The sequence below is a fragment of the Microbulbifer maximicatervae (SeqCode) genome (assembly GCF_052467385.1).
This window is the reverse complement of sequence record NZ_CP174311.1, coordinates 4,753,181-4,769,192: the sequence shown is the minus strand read 5'-3', so window position 1 is coordinate 4,769,192 and position 16,012 is coordinate 4,753,181. Positions and strand designations below refer to the sequence as shown.

14 protein-coding genes are annotated in these 16,012 nt (G+C 56.3%); 13 read left to right on the top strand and 1 reads right to left on the bottom strand.

Going from position 1 to position 16,012, the window contains the following annotated elements; translation table 11 throughout:
- Positions 1 to 32 precede the first annotated feature (32 nt).
- Complete coding sequence (orn, locus tag ACJJIR_RS20360; RefSeq protein ID WP_444906621.1) at positions 33 to 572, top strand: oligoribonuclease; 540 nt, start codon at positions 33 to 35, stop codon at positions 570 to 572.
- Between the two features lie 13 nt (positions 573 to 585).
- Here orn and queG read toward each other — a convergent pair whose 3' ends face one another.
- Complete coding sequence (gene queG, locus ACJJIR_RS20355; protein WP_444906620.1) at positions 586 to 1,695, bottom strand: tRNA epoxyqueuosine(34) reductase QueG; 1,110 nt, start codon at positions 1,693 to 1,695, stop codon at positions 586 to 588.
- A gap of 134 nt (positions 1,696 to 1,829) precedes the next feature.
- Between queG and ACJJIR_RS20350 the strand changes: the two genes are divergently transcribed.
- The 12 genes from ACJJIR_RS20350 to trhA all read left to right on the top strand — a co-directional run bounded on the left by ACJJIR_RS20350 (position 1,830) and on the right by trhA (position 15,863).
- The gene (locus ACJJIR_RS20350) at positions 1,830 to 3,311 is read left to right on the top strand and encodes an NAD(P)H-hydrate dehydratase (protein WP_444906618.1); all 1,482 of its coding nucleotides are present in this window, start codon (positions 1,830 to 1,832) and stop codon (positions 3,309 to 3,311) included.
- Positions 3,311 to 3,805: a tRNA (adenosine(37)-N6)-threonylcarbamoyltransferase complex ATPase subunit type 1 TsaE gene (gene tsaE / locus ACJJIR_RS20345; protein WP_108731443.1), complete on the top strand. Its 495-nt coding sequence runs from the start codon at positions 3,311 to 3,313 to the stop codon at positions 3,803 to 3,805. The genes ACJJIR_RS20350 and tsaE overlap by 1 nt, the downstream gene beginning before the upstream one ends.
- 55 nt (positions 3,806 to 3,860) lie before the next feature.
- Complete coding sequence (locus ACJJIR_RS20340) at positions 3,861 to 5,171, top strand: N-acetylmuramoyl-L-alanine amidase (protein WP_444906617.1); 1,311 nt, start codon at positions 3,861 to 3,863, stop codon at positions 5,169 to 5,171.
- A gap of 45 nt (positions 5,172 to 5,216) precedes the next feature.
- A complete protein-coding gene (gene mutL, locus ACJJIR_RS20335) occupies positions 5,217 to 7,103 on the top strand; it encodes a DNA mismatch repair endonuclease MutL (protein ID WP_444895437.1) in 1,887 nt (628 codons plus the stop codon).
- A gap of 70 nt (positions 7,104 to 7,173) precedes the next feature.
- Complete coding sequence (gene miaA / locus ACJJIR_RS20330) at positions 7,174 to 8,097, top strand: tRNA (adenosine(37)-N6)-dimethylallyltransferase MiaA (protein WP_444898267.1); 924 nt, start codon at positions 7,174 to 7,176, stop codon at positions 8,095 to 8,097.
- A 191-nt stretch (positions 8,098 to 8,288) separates the two neighbouring features.
- Positions 8,289 to 8,573 (top strand): RNA chaperone Hfq, encoded by a 285-nt coding sequence (gene hfq / locus ACJJIR_RS20325; protein ID WP_020413623.1) that lies wholly within the window; start codon positions 8,289 to 8,291, stop codon positions 8,571 to 8,573.
- A 131-nt stretch (positions 8,574 to 8,704) separates the two neighbouring features.
- A complete protein-coding gene (gene hflX, locus ACJJIR_RS20320) occupies positions 8,705 to 10,015 on the top strand; it encodes a ribosome rescue GTPase HflX (RefSeq protein ID WP_413664097.1) in 1,311 nt (436 codons plus the stop codon).
- Positions 10,016 to 10,201: 186 nt separating this feature from the next.
- The gene (gene hflK, locus ACJJIR_RS20315; RefSeq protein ID WP_282930282.1) at positions 10,202 to 11,356 is read left to right on the top strand and encodes an FtsH protease activity modulator HflK; all 1,155 of its coding nucleotides are present in this window, start codon (positions 10,202 to 10,204) and stop codon (positions 11,354 to 11,356) included.
- Positions 11,357 to 11,367: 11 nt separating this feature from the next.
- Positions 11,368 to 12,240: a protease modulator HflC gene (hflC, locus tag ACJJIR_RS20310; protein WP_282930281.1), complete on the top strand. Its 873-nt coding sequence runs from the start codon at positions 11,368 to 11,370 to the stop codon at positions 12,238 to 12,240.
- Positions 12,241 to 12,439: 199 nt separating this feature from the next.
- Entirely contained in the window at positions 12,440 to 13,633 is a 1,194-nt protein-coding gene (locus ACJJIR_RS20305; RefSeq protein WP_413664099.1) for an ATP phosphoribosyltransferase regulatory subunit, read from the top strand.
- Positions 13,634 to 13,745: 112 nt separating this feature from the next.
- Positions 13,746 to 15,068 (top strand): adenylosuccinate synthase, encoded by a 1,323-nt coding sequence (locus ACJJIR_RS20300; RefSeq protein WP_413664100.1) that lies wholly within the window; start codon positions 13,746 to 13,748, stop codon positions 15,066 to 15,068.
- Positions 15,069 to 15,209: 141 nt separating this feature from the next.
- Positions 15,210 to 15,863: a PAQR family membrane homeostasis protein TrhA gene (gene trhA / locus ACJJIR_RS20295; protein ID WP_282930278.1), complete on the top strand. Its 654-nt coding sequence runs from the start codon at positions 15,210 to 15,212 to the stop codon at positions 15,861 to 15,863.
- Positions 15,864 to 16,012 lie beyond the last annotated feature (149 nt).

The following is a 16,012-nucleotide window of genomic DNA, read 5'->3' as shown; positions in this document are numbered from 1 at the left end:
TAACTTGCGCGGAAAGTTTGAGGAGACCCGTTGTGGATCAGAACAACCTGATCTGGATTGACCTGGAGATGACAGGCCTAAATCCGGACAAAGAGCGCATTATTGAAATTGCCACAATCGTGACGGATTCACGCCTGGAGATTCTCGCCGAGGGTCCCTCAATGGTCATCCACCAGAGCGATGCCTTGCTAGATGCAATGGATGAATGGAATACCGAACAGCACGGTGGTTCCGGGCTGGTAGCTCGGGTCAAAGAATCCAGTATTTCCGAAAGGGGCGCGGAGAGGGAGACCCTGGAGTTCTTGCGACAGTGGGTCCCTGAGGGAGCATCTCCCATGTGTGGCAACTCTATCGGCCAGGATCGCCGCTTCCTGGTGAAATATATGCCGGAGTTGGAATCCTATTTCCACTACCGCAATCTGGATGTCAGCTCGGTGAAGGAATTGGCTCGTCGCTGGCGCCCAGAGGTTTTGGATGGAGTAAAAAAACACAGCAGCCATTTGGCGCTCGACGATATCCGCGATTCTATTGAGGAATTGCGCCACTACCGCGAGACTTTTTTCCGCCTCTGACCCCCACTCTCGATTAGCCAGCGGGCTTGCGTTTGATTTTACGCTTGCGCCTGCGCCCGCTGCGCAGCCGCTCCAGCGCCCAATCGATATGCTCTAGCACCAGGGGCGTGGCGTCGGCGCGCGCACTCTCCAGGGTATTGATGACTTCGGGCGTGGCCTCCCCATTGCCTAAGGCAACAGCCAGGTTGCGCAGCCAGCGCTCGTGGCCGATTCGGCGAATCGCCGAACCCTCAGTCTTGCGCAAGAACTCCTCTTCGCTCCAGGTAAACAACTTCAGTAGCTCACCATTGTCCAGTCCGTGTCGGGGATGAAAATCTTTTTCCTTGGTGGGCTTGGCGAACTTATTCCAGGGGCACACTATTTGGCAGTCGTCGCAGCCGTATATTCGGTTGCCGATGGGCTCGCGAAATTCCTCAGGGATTGGGCCTTTGTTTTCAATAGTGAGGTAGGAGATGCAGCGCCGCGCATCCAGGGTGCGGTCATCGATAAAGGCATCGGTGGGGCAAACCCTGAGGCAGGCGACACAGTCGCCACACTGATCATGCTCCTCGCTGATATCTATGGGGAGTGGCAAGTTGGTGTAGATTTCGCCGAGGAAAAAGTAAGAGCCGGCGGTCGAATTCAGTACCAGCGTATTTTTACCAATCCAGCCCAGGCCGGCCTTGGCTGCCAGGGCCTTCTCCATTACCGGGGCGCTGTCGGTAAAAGCCCGACCTTTCGATTCAATGCCCCGCTCGGCGCAATAGGTATCAATTTGCTTTGATAGATTGGCCAGGCGTTTGCGGATCAACTTATGGTAATCGCGGCCATTCGCATAGCGGGATACATAGGCCTTACTCGAATCCTTCAACACTTTAATCGGCTGGGTGTCCGGCGGCAGGTAGTCCAGACGCACGCTGATTACCCGCAGTGTTCCCGGCTCCAATAATTCGGGGCGCCAGCGTTTCTCACCGTGAGCGCCCATCCAGTCCATGTCAGCGTGATAGCCCGCATCAATCCAGGCGCGCAGGCGTTCCCCTTCCTCCTCCAGCTGGCAATCGGTAATACCCACTTGTTGGAAGCCCAGTTCTCTGCCCCAAATTTTGATCTGTTGGGCTAAGTCGGCGAGCAGTGATTCGGTCATAGATAAAGCGGCTCGATATTCCCTGCAAGCACAATGCCTGGCCGGGGCGGTATACTTTGCGGTTGGCGCAAACGATGGCGATGTAATTGCCTATTTTGCCACAGATGAATTCTTGACCACATCGCGGGAGCTGCATGGACACGCCTCAACCTCTATACAGTGCCGAGTCGGTACGTGAGCTGGATCGACAGACGATTGCTGCACTGGAAATCCCCTCCATTCAACTGATGAAGCGCGCCGGTCGCGCGGCTTTTTCACATCTACGCAGGCACTGGCCGGAGATCGGCCGCCTACAGGTTTTCTGCGGTGGTGGGAACAACGGTGGGGATGGCTATGTGATTGCCGCCCTCGCCGCGCAAAAGAAAATCCCGGTCACCGTTTATGCGTGTACCGATCCTCAGCACCTGAGTGGCGATGCCCGGGAGGCCTATGAGTACGCCTGCCGGGAAGGTGTCCAGGTGGTGAACTCTCTCGCAGAACTGGATACGGCGGATGCCAATACACTGATTGTGGATGCATTGCTGGGAACGGGCTTTAGCGGTGAGCTGCGCTCCGGCGTGGCGCATGCGGTTGAGCGAATCCGCAAAAGCCCTGGCCCGGTGTTGGCTGTGGATATCCCCTCCGGTCTGAGTGCCGATACCGGCAGTGCCGGCGAGGCGGTCAGTGCCGATATAACGGTGACTTTTATCGGCCGCAAAATGGGGCTCTACTGCGGTCGCGGCCCGGCGCTCTGCGGAGAGGTAATTTTCGAAGGCTTGGGGGCACCTGAGGCTGCCTACCGAGCAGTTGAGCCTTTGGCTATGCGTTACGAGGCTGATGCCATCCGTCGCCTGTCAGCGCGTGCCGCCGATAGCTTTAAAAACCAGTTTGGCCATATTTTGGTTGTCGGCGGTGATACCGGATTTGGCGGTGCTGCATTGATGGCTGCGCAATCCTCAGCGCGCTGTGGAGCCGGGCTGATTTCCCTGGCGACCCGCCCTGAGCATTTGTCCGCAGCGTTAACTCGCAGTCCAGAAGTGATGGCCCATCCGGTGATTTCCGGGCAGGAGCTGGAACCGCTGCTCGAAGGCCCCAGCGTAATTGCAGTGGGCCCCGGTTTGGGACGCTCCCCCTGGAGTGAGCAGCTGCTGGCGCGAGCCGGCCGAGCTGAGGCGCCCTTGGTCGTAGATGCCGATGCATTGAATATTCTCGCCGAGGGCCGGGTTCTGGCCGGGGTCCGGCGGGATGACTGGGTGTTGACCCCACATGTGGGGGAGGCCGCCCGCCTCCTGGGTTGTGATACCGCCGAGGTGCTCGCCGATCCTCGCGCCGCTGCTATTGCAGTTCAGCAAAAATTCAGTGGAGTAGTGATATTAAAAGGCGCCGGTACCCTGATTGCACATGATGGTGGTGTTGACCTTATCAACAGCGGTAACCCGGGTATGGCTTCCGGTGGTATGGGAGACCTCCTCACCGGTATTGTTGCAGCATTGATTGGCCAGCACTTGCCGCTGGTGGAGGCTGCCCGACTGGCGGTGTGGTTACACGGAGAGGCGGGTAATCGCGCTGCCGAAGAGGGTATGCGGGGATTACTCGCTACGGATTTATTGCCCTGGATTAGACGTTTGGTAGATTGATGGCGAGTGAATTGAAATTACATTTGGCCGATGAAGCAGCCACCGTATCCGGCGGCAGCTCGCTCGGGCAGGCCTGTCTTGCGGCGGGCCTGCAACAGGGGCTGACGCTGTATTTAAATGGCCAGCTGGGCGCGGGAAAGACAACTTTTTGTCGGGGGGTACTGAGGGCCTTTGGGCACGAGGGTGCGGTAAAGAGCCCCACCTACACCTTGGTGGAACCCTACGAACTCGAGGCTCACCGGGTTTACCACTTCGATCTTTATCGTCTGGGTGACCCGGAAGAGTTGGAGTTTATGGGGGTGCGGGATTATTTCTCTGCGCAGAGCTTGAGCCTTGTAGAGTGGCCTGAGCGGGGCGAGGGCATATTGCCCGCTCCAGACTTGGAAGTTGAGTTGGAAGTGCCGGAAAGTGGTCGCCAGCTCAGGTTAATTGCGCACTCGCCCCAGGGGGAGCGCGTAATAGACCTGCTGCAAAAGCTGCTGCGAGCATCCTGAAAACGCCTGAACACAGAGAAATACTGATACCAATAAGCAAAGGGGCTGGGAAGTAATGAGTTTTATGTGGCGGTCTCTGTTCGTTGTCGCGCTGTGGCTGGCAGTTTTCCTGCCAGCTTCTGCGACGCAAGTGGAAGGTGTGCGCGTCTGGCGAGCACCGGACCATACGCGTCTGGTTTTAGATTTGAGCGGCCCGGCAGAGCACAAGTTATTCACCCTCAAGAGTCCCCACCGGGTGGTTGTCGACCTCTCTGATACCGAGTTGAAGGCCGAGCTGGACAAGTTGGACCTGGAGAAGACGCCGATCGCGCGGGTGCGCCACGCCCGTCAGAATAAAAAAGATCTACGGGTTGTATTGGACCTTAAGCAGCAGGCCAATCCGCGCAGCTTTGCTTTGCGGCGCCATGAAAACCTGCCGGATCGATTGGTGATCGATCTTTACGACGAGGTTAAAGGCAGCGAGAAGACGCTGGAGCAGGTCAGTAGTGAACGCAATATCATTGTCGCTATTGATGCAGGGCACGGCGGGGAAGACCCCGGGGCTTCCGGTCCCGGTCGCTTGCGGGAAAAGGATGTGGTGCTGGCGATTGCCAAACAGCTGCACAAAAAGATAAACGGTGAGAAGGGCTTTACCGCCAAACTGGTGCGCACCGGGGATTACTATATTCCTCTGCGGGAACGGGTAAAAATTGGGCGCAATATGCGTGCGGACCTTTTTGTGTCGATCCACGCCGATGCCTTTACCCGTAAAGATGCCCGTGGCGCTGGGGTCTATGCGGTCTCTTCCCGAGGCGCAACCAGTGAAACCGCCCGCTTTTTGGCCGCGCGGGAAAACGAATCCGATCTTATCGGTGGTGCCGGCAGTTTGAGCCTGGGCGATAAGGATGACACCCTTGCCGGCGTATTGCTCGACCTCTCCATGACTGCCACCATGAATGCCAGCCTGGATATCGGCGCCAGTGTGCTGTCACAGATTGGCACCGTCACTCACCTGCATAAAAAACAGGTGGAGCAGGCCAATTTCTCGGTGCTGCGTTCGCCGGATGTGCCTTCAATTTTGGTGGAGACGGGTTTTATTACTAATCCCCAGGAAGCGAAACGCCTGCGCGATCCCAGTTTCCAGCGCAAGCTGGCGCAAAAGCTCAGTGACGGTATAGTGGCGCACTTTAAGAGTCGCCCCCCGGCGGATACCTGGCTCGCCGCCAACCAGAGCGATAAGTCTCGCAACCACGTTATTGCCCGCGGGGAGACCCTTTCGGGTATCGCGGCGCGATATAATATTTCCGTCGCCGCCCTGATGAGAGCGAATGGCATCAAGAACTCCGTGATTCGAGTGGGGCAGACCCTGAGCATTCCTTCCGGCTGAGACCTCAGTGTCGAGCGGTCCTTGCAGCATTAACAGGCCAGATTCATGCACGATAAAATCCAGCAACTCTCTCCCCGCCTTGCCAACCAGATCGCGGCTGGTGAAGTCGTTGAGCGCCCGGCATCAGTAATCAAGGAGTTGCTGGAAAACAGCCTTGATGCGGGCGCTACACGACTTGAGGTCGATGTGGACGGCGGGGGTAGCAAGCGCATGAAAGTGCGCGATAACGGCAAGGGCATAGAGCGGGAAGACCTGCCAATGGCCCTGGCCCGCCATGCGACTTCCAAGATTCACGCTTTGGAGGATCTGGAGGCGGTGGCCACCCTGGGCTTTCGCGGTGAGGCCCTCGCCAGTATTTCCTCGGTGGCGCGTCTGGCATTGACCAGCAGCCGCGATGAAAGCGGCAAGGGGTGGCAGGTAAGTGCGGAGGGCCGCGACATGCAGGCACAGCTCGCGCCCTCGGCTCACCCCCGTGGCACCACGGTGGATGTGCGCGACCTGTTCTTCAATACGCCCGCTCGGCGGAAATTCCTGCGCACAGAAAAAACAGAATTCAATCGCATTGACGAGACGATTAAGCGCTTGGCGCTGTCCCGATTTGATGTTTCTATCAGCCTGCGCCACAACGGCAAGGGTGTGCATAATCTGCGCGCGGGCACCGGGCGGGTGGAAATGGAGCGCCGTGTCGCCCAGGTGTGTGGGCCGGCGTTTATGCAGAATGCGCTGCATATCGACGTGGAGCGCAGCGGCCTGCGCCTGTGGGGGTGGGTTGCGGAGCCCGCATTCTCGCGCTCCCAGGCCGACTTACAATTCTTTTATGTCAATGGCCGGGCTATTCGCGACAAAGTGGTCAGCCACGCGGTGCGCCGGGCGTTCGCCGATGTTTTGTACCACGGTCGACATCCGGCATTTGTACTTTACCTGGAGCTGGACCCGGCTTCCGTCGATGTGAATGTGCACCCGACCAAACACGAAGTGCGTTTTCGCGATAGTCGCCTGGTACACGACTTCCTGTTTGGCAGTTTGCACCGGGCCCTGGCGGATGTGCGCCCGGGGCAGAAAGAGGAAACAGAAAGCGAGCCAGAGCAGGAGCGCCAGGAACAGGTCACGGGTTTGCAGGTCGGTGAATTTGCCGGGCAGCATAAAATGCCACTCAGCAATCGTCCCTCGCCCTCAAATTTGCGCGAGCAGATGAATGCTTACGGCGCTCTGCACCAACCGTATCAGGACTCATCCCCGGCGACACAACAGCCGCAGGATGCCCCTACCAGCCGGCCAGTGCCCGTGCCCCAAGCATCTTCCGGGACGACCATAGGGGCCGGTGCGGGCATTGAAAGCGAATCCGAAGTGCCGCCGCTGGGCTTTGCTCTGGCGCAGTTGCATGGAATCTATATTCTCGCGCAAAACGAGCACGGGATGGTTGTTGTCGATATGCACGCTGCCCATGAGCGCATTGTCTATGAGCAGATGAAAGTGGCTTATGCGGCCGGTGGAATTCAGGCTCAGCCCCTCCTGGTTCCAGTGAGTCTGGCTGTCAGCCAGCGGGAAGCGGACTGCTTCGAGGAGCGCAGCGAGGTGTTTACCGCGCTTGGTTTCGTATTGCAGCGGGCTGGCCCTGAGACTTTGCTGGTGCGCCAGGTACCCACAATGCTGCACGGTGCGGAAGTGGAGCAGCTGGTGCGCGATGTACTCTCGGATCTGCTCGGCGAGGGCGACAGCGCCCGTATTGGTGAGCGTATCAACGAAGTGCTGGGGACAATGGCTTGTCACGGTTCTGTTCGCGCGAATCGACGTCTGACCATTCCAGAAATGAATGCTCTGTTGCGGGATATGGAGCGCACGGAGCGCAGTGGCCAGTGCAACCACGGTCGCCCGACCTGGACCCAGGTTAAACTGGCAGATATGGATAAGTGGTTTATGCGCGGCCAATAGGTACGCGGCAGAAGTGGGTGGTAGTTTGAATAACAGCTTGCCGGGTGATAAGCCCCGTGTAATTTTCTTGATGGGTCCAACGGCCTCCGGCAAAACGGATCTGGCCATGGCGCTCGCCGATCGTTTGCCTGTGGAATTAATTAGTGTTGATTCTGCTCTCGTATATCGAGGCCTTGATATCGGCTCGGCCAAGCCCTCAGTGGAAGAGCTAGCTGCATACCCTCACCGTTTGATCGACATCTGTGACCCGTCCGAGTCTTATTCGGCAGGTCGTTTCCGCAAAGATGCGCTGGAAGCTATGGCAGAAATTACCGCTGCTGGTAAAGTGCCATTACTGGTTGGCGGAACTATGTTGTATTTCCGTGCTCTGTTGGAAGGCATGGCAAAACTGCCTGAAGCGGACGCAGCGGTGAGAGCAGAAATTGAGGCTCGCGCAGAGCGTGAAGGGTGGCCTGCATTGCATGCGGAGCTGGCCCAGGTGGACCCGCAGTTGGCGGCTGAGCTACATCCCAACCATTCGGTACGTATCGAAAGAGGGCTGGAAGTTTACCGCCTCACCGGTGTTCCGCTTTCGCAGTTGCGTCGCGAGCAGGAAGCTGGGGGAATACAGGAGCAGTACCAAGTGTGTCAGATGGCCATTATGCCCCGCGATCGATCCCTGCTTCACCAGCGTATTGAACTGCGTTTTCGCAAGATGCTCGCGGCGGGCTTTATTGATGAAGTCCAGGGCCTGCTGGACCGAGGAGACCTGCACGAGGACTTACCGGCAATTCGCGCGGTGGGATATCGGCAAGTTTGGCAACACTTGCAAGGCCAAACCGATTACGATGATATGGTGGCCGCTGGAATTGCGGCGACGAGGCAGCTCGCCAAGCGCCAGTTAACCTGGCTGCGGCGCTGGCCAGACCTGCTAACTTTGTACACTCAGGATGAGCAAGGTGGGGTGCGTGAGAATGACGAAATATTGGCAGAAGCCTTGAAATTTCTCGCTTAAGCATCCATAACGTGGTTGGGCTATTAAACGACAAGCCCGTTCAGTCAGTTTTCACAGAGTCCGGCCTTTTCCGGCTCGCTACTACACTACTTATACGCGTATTCAACCTCAGTCGTTTTTTGATCCGCGCTCTTCGCGGGTGCGATTGCGGCCTGCATACCGCATTCAGCTTTTTGACAAGGAGAAAAAAGATGTCAAAAGGGCACAGCTTACAAGACCCTTACCTCAACGTATTGCGCAAAGAGCGTATTCCGGTTTCTATCTATCTGGTAAACGGCATCAAGCTCCAAGGGCAAATTGAATCCTTCGACCAGTTCGTGGTGTTACTCAAAAATACTGTGAGCCAAATGGTGTATAAGCACGCCATTTCTACGGTTGTTCCGTCGCGTGCAGTGCGCGTACCGCTATTGAATCCCGCAGCCCAGCACGGCGGCGAGGGTAATGGTGAAGGCGGTGAGCGCGAATCCTTTAGCTAAAAGATCCGTATCAATTTCACCTGCACCCCGTTTTGCCGGGGCGCCAGCAGCTCGGTGAGCCCCTTGCAGGGCTTGCCGGTTGTCACCTCAGTCAGGGCTTATCGCGCCCTTTTCGCAATAGAGAATTCCCATTGTTTTTCGATCGACCGGAATCCGGTGAGCTCGCAGTACTGGTACACCTAGAACTCTCCGCCATCGACAGTCCCGACGACCCTCGTGAATTTGAGGAGTTGGCCCTATCTGCCGGAGCAGATCCTGTCAGTTTTATTTTCGGCCAGCGCGCCACTCCAGACCCAAAGACCTTTGTTGGCCGAGGTAAATTGGAGGAGATTCGCCAAGTGGTTAAAGATCAGGAAGCCGCCCTGGTTATCTTTGATCACATTCTGTCTCCAAGTCAGGAGCGCAATATTGAGCGCGAATTAAAGTGCCGGGTGCTGGATCGCACAGGGCTTATTCTGGATATTTTTGCCCAGCGTGCGCGAACTCACGAGGGTAAGCTTCAGGTGGAATTGGCCCAGCTGCGCCATATGGCAACGCGGCTGGTGCGAGGCTGGACCCACCTGGAGAGGCAAAAGGGTGGTATCGGCCTGCGTGGACCCGGTGAAACCCAGTTGGAGACAGACCGGCGACTGCTGCGCGCGCGCATAGACTCCATCGAGAAGCGGCTGGAAAAGGTACGCCGCCAGCGGGAGCAGGGGCGCCGCGCGCGCTCCCGGGCAGAAATGGCCACCGTATCTCTGGTTGGCTACACCAATGCGGGCAAGTCGACTCTGTTTAATCGCCTGACCGATGCAGATGTCTATGTCAGGGACCAATTGTTTGCCACCCTCGACCCGACCATGCGCAGGGTTGAATTACCCAATGTTGGCGCCATGGTATTGGCTGATACTGTGGGATTTGTCTCTCACTTGCCGCATAAACTGGTAGAGGCATTCCGGGCAACCCTGGAAGAGGCCGCCAGTGCGACGTTGCTTCTACATGTGGTGGACGCTGCGGCAGATGATCGGTTACATCTGATGGAAGAGGTGCAAACGGTTCTGGAGGAAATTGATGCTTCAGAACTGCCGCAACTGGTCGTTTATAACAAAATTGACCTGCTGGCAGATTTTGAACCGCGTATAGACCGGGATGACCAGGGTGTACCCCGGGCAGTTTGGCTCTCTGCGGTAACAGGCGCGGGTTGTGAACTTTTAATTGAGGCTATTGCCGAGCGCCTGGGCGAGCAAATGGTACGCGGGCAATTGGTAGTGAAGCCTCATCAGTCCAGGCTGCGAGCGCAGCTATTTGAAATTAATGCGGTGCAGTCGGAAGTCTACCGCGACAATGGTGACTGCGAATTGCAAATATTATTGCCGCGTAGTGATTTCCAGCGTCTGCTGGCGCCACATATTGCTGGCAATGACGCGCCGGAATGGGTTTTGGAAGAACCCATTGCCGAGTAGTTGTCGTATAAACATTGATTTTAAAATTCAGGTCATATTGCGACCTTTAGTCGAATTTGTTCGGGGTTGGTCTCCGCAGACTGCCCACTTGCCTCAGGCTAGGGCCTGTCGGCAATATTTTGTCGGCAATGGATGCTAGAATCCGCCGAAGTAAAAGATTAAGTGATCATAGTTGGAGTAAGTTAAATGGCCTGGAATGAGCCGGGTGGTAACAATAAAGACCCCTGGGGTGGTGGCGGTAACCGCAATAACGGAGGCCCGCCCGATCTCGATGAACTACTGCGAAAAATTCAGCAGAAACTAGGTGGCCTGTTTGGTGGTGGTGGCAGCGGCAGCCCAAGTGGCGACTCTGTCAAATTTCCCTGGGTACTGGTTATTGGTCTCGCCGTATTGATTTATGGCGGCCTGGGGATTTACCAGGTCAACGCCAACGAACAGGCGGTTGTTTTGCGCCTGGGCAAATACCACTCCACGGAATCTGCCGGCCTGCACTGGAATCCGCCGCTTATCGATAACGTCACCAAGGTCAATATGACTGAGGTGCGTACTGAGCGCACTACCGGTCAGATGCTGACCGAAGACGCCAATATCGTAGAAGTGGTACTAACTGTGCAGTGGCAGGTTGGGGATGCTGAGTCTTTTGTACTGCGTGTTCGCGATCCGGTGAAGAGCTTGCAGGAAGCCACCGATAGCGCCCTTCGTCACGTGGTGGGCTCTCTCACTTTAAACGGTGTGATTTCCCAGAACCGGACCCAAGTATCTGCCGATACGCAGGAACGATTACAGGAATATCTGGACCTGTACCAGACCGGTATACGCATTGATGTGGTTAACCTCACTGATGCTAAGGCGCCGCGCGAAGTGCAGGATGCGTTTGACGATGTGACCAAAGCCCGTGAGGACGAGGTGCGTCTGCAAAATGAAGCTCAGGCTGATGCTAACCAGATAATCCCGGTTGCTCGCGGTCAGGCTCAGCGCATTATCGAAGAGGCCGAGGCATACAAAGCCCGCGTCATCGAGAGTGCCCGAGGTGAAGCTGTGCGCTTTGAGAAACTGCTGGCTGAATATGAGCGTGCCCCGGAAGTTACCCGCGAGCGTCTCTACCTGGATGCGGTACAGGATGTGATGGCCAACACCTCCAAGGTGATGGTGGATGTCGAGGGTGGCAATAACATGATGTACCTGCCGCTAGATAAATTGGCGCAAGGCGGCGCTGGAGCAGCGCGAGCAGCCCAAAGCCAGGACACCTCGCCTGTAATGATTGAGGAAGTCTATCAGCGTGTTATTGAGCGCCTTCGTCGGGATGATGCCAGCACCCGTCGCAGTCAGACTATTCGCTAGGAGGGGATGATATGAATAACAAAACACTGGGTATCATTGTTGTCATCCTGGTTGGAGTATTGGTACTTTCTTCCAGCGCCTTTGTAGTGAAAGAGACTGAAAAAGCCGTGTTACTGCGCTTTGGTGAGCTGGTCCGCACCTACACCGAGCCGGGTCTCTACTTCAAAATCCCATTTGCGGAAAGGTTGCGCAAGTTTGATGCGCGTATTCAGACGGTGGATTCCAGCCCCGTTCGTATGCTCAACAGTGAAAACAAATTCATGATGGTTGATTCGTATGCCAAATATCGAATCTCTGATGTGGATAAGTTTTATATCGCCACTCGTGGTGACGATCGCAATGCGGTGCGCCTGCTGTCGGAGCGGATCAATGATCAGCTCCGGAACGAGTTTGGTGTGCGCGATCTGCATGAGGTAGTCAGTGGCGAGCGCGATGAGTTGATGGCGGAGATCACTAAAAACCTGAATAAGGTGGCTCAGGATGACCTGGGAGTGCATGTGATTGATGTGCGCGTCAAGCGGATTGACCTGCCACCGGAAGTCTCCGAGTCTGTGTTCCAGCGTATGCGCGCTGGCCGTGAGCTGGAGGCGCGGGATCATCGCGCCAAGGGTCAGGAGGCCAGTGAGCGTATCAAGGCTAATGCCAATCGCCAAAGAGTGGTGATTGAGTCTGAGGCCTACCGCCAGGCGGAAGAGTTACGCGGTGCGGGTGATGCAGAGGCGGCAGCTATTTACGCTGCGGCCTACAGCAAGAATCCGGAGTTTTACCGCTTTACCCGCAGTCTGCAGGCTTATAAGGAGTCCTTCCGGAGCAAGTCAGATATGCTGCTGGTCGATCCAGATAGCGAATTCTTCCGCTACCTGAAAGACCCGAAAGGAGAGTAGGGCTGAAAATGCTGTGTAGCACTGGGCAACTGGTGCTATAGGCGCCGGGTTAGATTCGATAACCCTACCTTCCTGTTAGCACTTGATGCTAAAATCACGCAAACCGGGCCCAGCCCGGTTTTTTTGTGGGAAGTGCTGCGGCTCGTTTGTGGCAAGCGCTGTGGCACCGCAATTTCTTCGCTGACGAATTCATTTCATCATGACTCAAGCCGATCGCTGGATGTTACCGGATGGCATTGCAGAAATTCTGCCTGCGGATGCCGTGCAATTGGAGACTCTGCGCCGCCAACTACTGGACCTCTACCACTGTTGGGGGTACGAGTTGGTGATACCGCCGATGTTGGAATTCACCGAGTCCCTCCTGATTGGGATGGGCCATGATGTAGATCTGAGCACCTTTAAGGTCACCGACCAGATATCTGGTCGCACTTTGGGTATACGCGCGGATATGACTCCGCAGACTGCCCGGATCGATGCCCACAGCTTTCCCCGCAGAGGCGCTAACCGCCTCTGCTATGCCGGTCAGGTGGTGTACACCAAGCCGCGAACCCCGATGGGTTCGCGAGCGCCGATACAGGTTGGTGCCGAACTGTTTGGTGTGGACAACCTCGGTGCAGACCTCGAGGTGATCTCGCTGATGCTGCAAAGCCTTCAGGTAGCGGGTGTCAGCCAAGTGCACCTGGACCTGGGCCACGTCGCGATTTACCAGAGTCTGGTTGAAGCGGCGGGCCTCAATGACGAGCAGCGCAGCGCCCTGTTGGCAATGTTACAGAGCAAGGCGACTGCTGATCTGTGCGAGTGGGTCGAGGAGAATGTTGGCGACCAGAAGGCTGCCGAGTGGCTGAAGGCACTCCCGGGGCTGGTTGGGGGACGGGAATGCCTGGATAAGGCTCGTGAACTCTTTTCTGGAGCCCCGCAAAATTTGTTGGCGGCAGTCTCCGATTTGAGGCAGGTAGCTGAGGCTCTGAATGAGCGCTATCCAGAGGTGACACTGTTCTTCGATTTGAGTGAAGTACGCGGCTACGACTATGAAACAGGTCTGGTATTCGCCGCCTACACACCGGGCCACGGCCAGGCATTGGCCAATGGTGGACGTTACAACGGTATCGGAGCCGTGTTTGGGCGCGATCGCCCGGCAACAGGCTTCAGTAGTGACCTGGTGGCATTGAGTAATCTGGGCAGCGCTGCCGTTGAAGAGGGCGCTGCGATATTGGCGCCAGATGTCAGAGGCTCCCAGGGCGCTGAACTGTGGAAGGCGATTCACGAGCTGCGGGCTCAAGGTGAAGTGGTCATCACAGCCCTCGCTGGTGGTGCCGATAGTGAACTGGATTCCCGCTGTGACCGAGAGTTGGTTGCTGAGGGTGATTCGTGGGTAGTAAAACCACGAGACTGATTTTTCGGGCGCAGTGGATGTGCCTATTATCGCGCGGGCCTACCCGCAGACATCCATTTATGTGGGGCCCCGGCTCCCGCAGAGAAAAACCTGAGTTTAGAGATTTATACAGATGGGCAAGAACGTAGTAGTACTGGGTACCCAGTGGGGCGATGAGGGCAAGGGCAAGATTGTCGATTTGCTAACCGAGAAGGTCTCGCTGGTAGTGCGTTTCCAGGGTGGTCACAATGCGGGCCACACCCTGGTTATCGATGGCGAAAAAACCGTACTGCACCTGATTCCCTCCGGTATCCTGCGCCCCAGCGTAACCTGCTTGATCGGCAATGGTGTGGTGCTCTCCCCGGAGGCGCTGCTGAAAGAGATGGCTGAGCTGGAAGAGCGTGAAGTTCCTGTTCGCGAGCGCCTGCGTCTTTCCCCGGCGTGTCCGCTGATCTTGCCTGTACATGTTGCCCTCGACCAGGCCCGTGAAAAAGCACGCGGCGCCAAAGCGATCGGTACTACAGGTCGCGGTATTGGTCCCGCTTACGAAGATAAAGTTGCTCGTCGCGGTCTTCGCCTGGGTGATCTGTGCAACTGGGATAACTTCTGCCACCAGCTGAAAGAGCTGATTGATTACCACAACTTCGCTCTGACCGAATACTACAAAGTTGACCCGGTCAGTTATGAGGACACCGTTGAGCAGGCCAAAATCTGGCGCGAGCAACTGGTGCCGATGATCACCGACGTTGCCGATCACCTGCACAAAGCGCGCGAGAACGGAGAGCATATCCTGTTCGAAGGCGCCCAGGGTTCCCTGCTGGATATTGACCACGGTACCTACCCGTTCGTAACTTCCTCTAATACCACTGCTGGTGGTACCGCTACTGGTTCTGGTTTTGGTCCTCTGTACCTGGATTATGTATTGGGCATTACCAAGGCCTACACCACCCGCGTTGGCGGTGGTCCTTTCCCAACTGAGCTGGACTGCGAAGTTGGTCGTCACCTGGGTGAAAAAGGTCACGAGTTTGGCGCTACCACTGGCCGCCAGCGCCGCACCGGTTGGTTTGACGCTGTTGCTGTGCGCCACGCGATCCGAATCAACAGTATTTCTGGCCTGTGCCTGACCAAACTGGATGTTCTCGATGGCCTCGAGGAGGTAAAGGTTTGTGTGGGCTACCGCAACAGCGCTGGTGAAGAAGTACCAGTACCTTTTGATGCCGCAGGTTGGGAAGGTGTCGAGCCGGTTTATGAGTCTATGCCCGGTTGGACAGAGAATACTTTCGGTGTGCGTCGTGAAGCGGATTTGCCGGCCAATGCACGCGCCTATATCGCTCGAATCGAAGAGCTGGTGGGCGCTCCGGTAGACATTGTTTCTACAGGCCCCGATCGCAACGAAACCATTGTTCGCGAATCTTCCGCTTTGTGCGAAATGGGTATTCACAACGCTAGCGTTTAAGCCCTGACCGCCCGGTTGTGAATGTGCAGTCTGGTGATGGCCTTGCTATTTTAAGTGAGGCCTCTGATCATTAGACCTGTTCCAAGTTATTGGTCGTGCATTACACGCAGGCTTATGACCTGAATTTAACCGGGCTAATTTATGTCATCTTCCGTTTCCGTTGCCAGTCGTTACAGTTTTGCTGAAGAGATCGCCAACAGTGTGACACATGGTGTTGGAGCTCTTCTGGCGATTGCCGGTCTGGGTGTATTGACCGGATTTGCTGCCCTGCGCGGGGACGCCTGGCATATTGTCAGCTCCAGCGTCTATGCCTCCACCCTGATACTCTGTTTCCTAGCCTCCACGCTGTACCACGCAGTCAGCCATATCGGCGCCAAAGCGATACTGCGGACCCTGGACCACTCGTCAATCTTTCTATTGATTGCTGGAACCTATACTCCCTTCACCCTGGTTACCCTGAGGGGCCCTTGGGGTTGGTGGCTGTTCGGTATTATTTGGGGGCTCGCGCTGATCGGATTGATTATTCAGTTCACCCCGCTGAAGAAGATTCGAGCCCTGTCCATCACTCTCAGTGCCTTGATGGGATGGGTCGTGGTGGCGGCGATCAAGCCGCTGTCGGATAGCCTGGAAACTGGCGGTTTGTGGCTGTTGGTTCTCGGTGGTCTCTGCTACACCGGCGGAATCGCTTTTTATCTCTGGCGCAGCCTGCGCTTCCACCATGCAATTTGGCATCTCTTTGTGCTGGCGGGCGGTATATTGCACTTCTTTGCGGTGCTGTTTTACGTCATTCCCTAATCTTCCCGTTTTGCGGCAGAGCTCACTCTAAAGGTGAGCAGCACGAACTTCCCTCTCATGTGACTGTCCAGTTTAATAGTGGGTGGGAAGTTCAACGGTTACCGGCCAATCCACCTTTCGGATAAGAGTGGCTCGTTCTACCCTTGAGC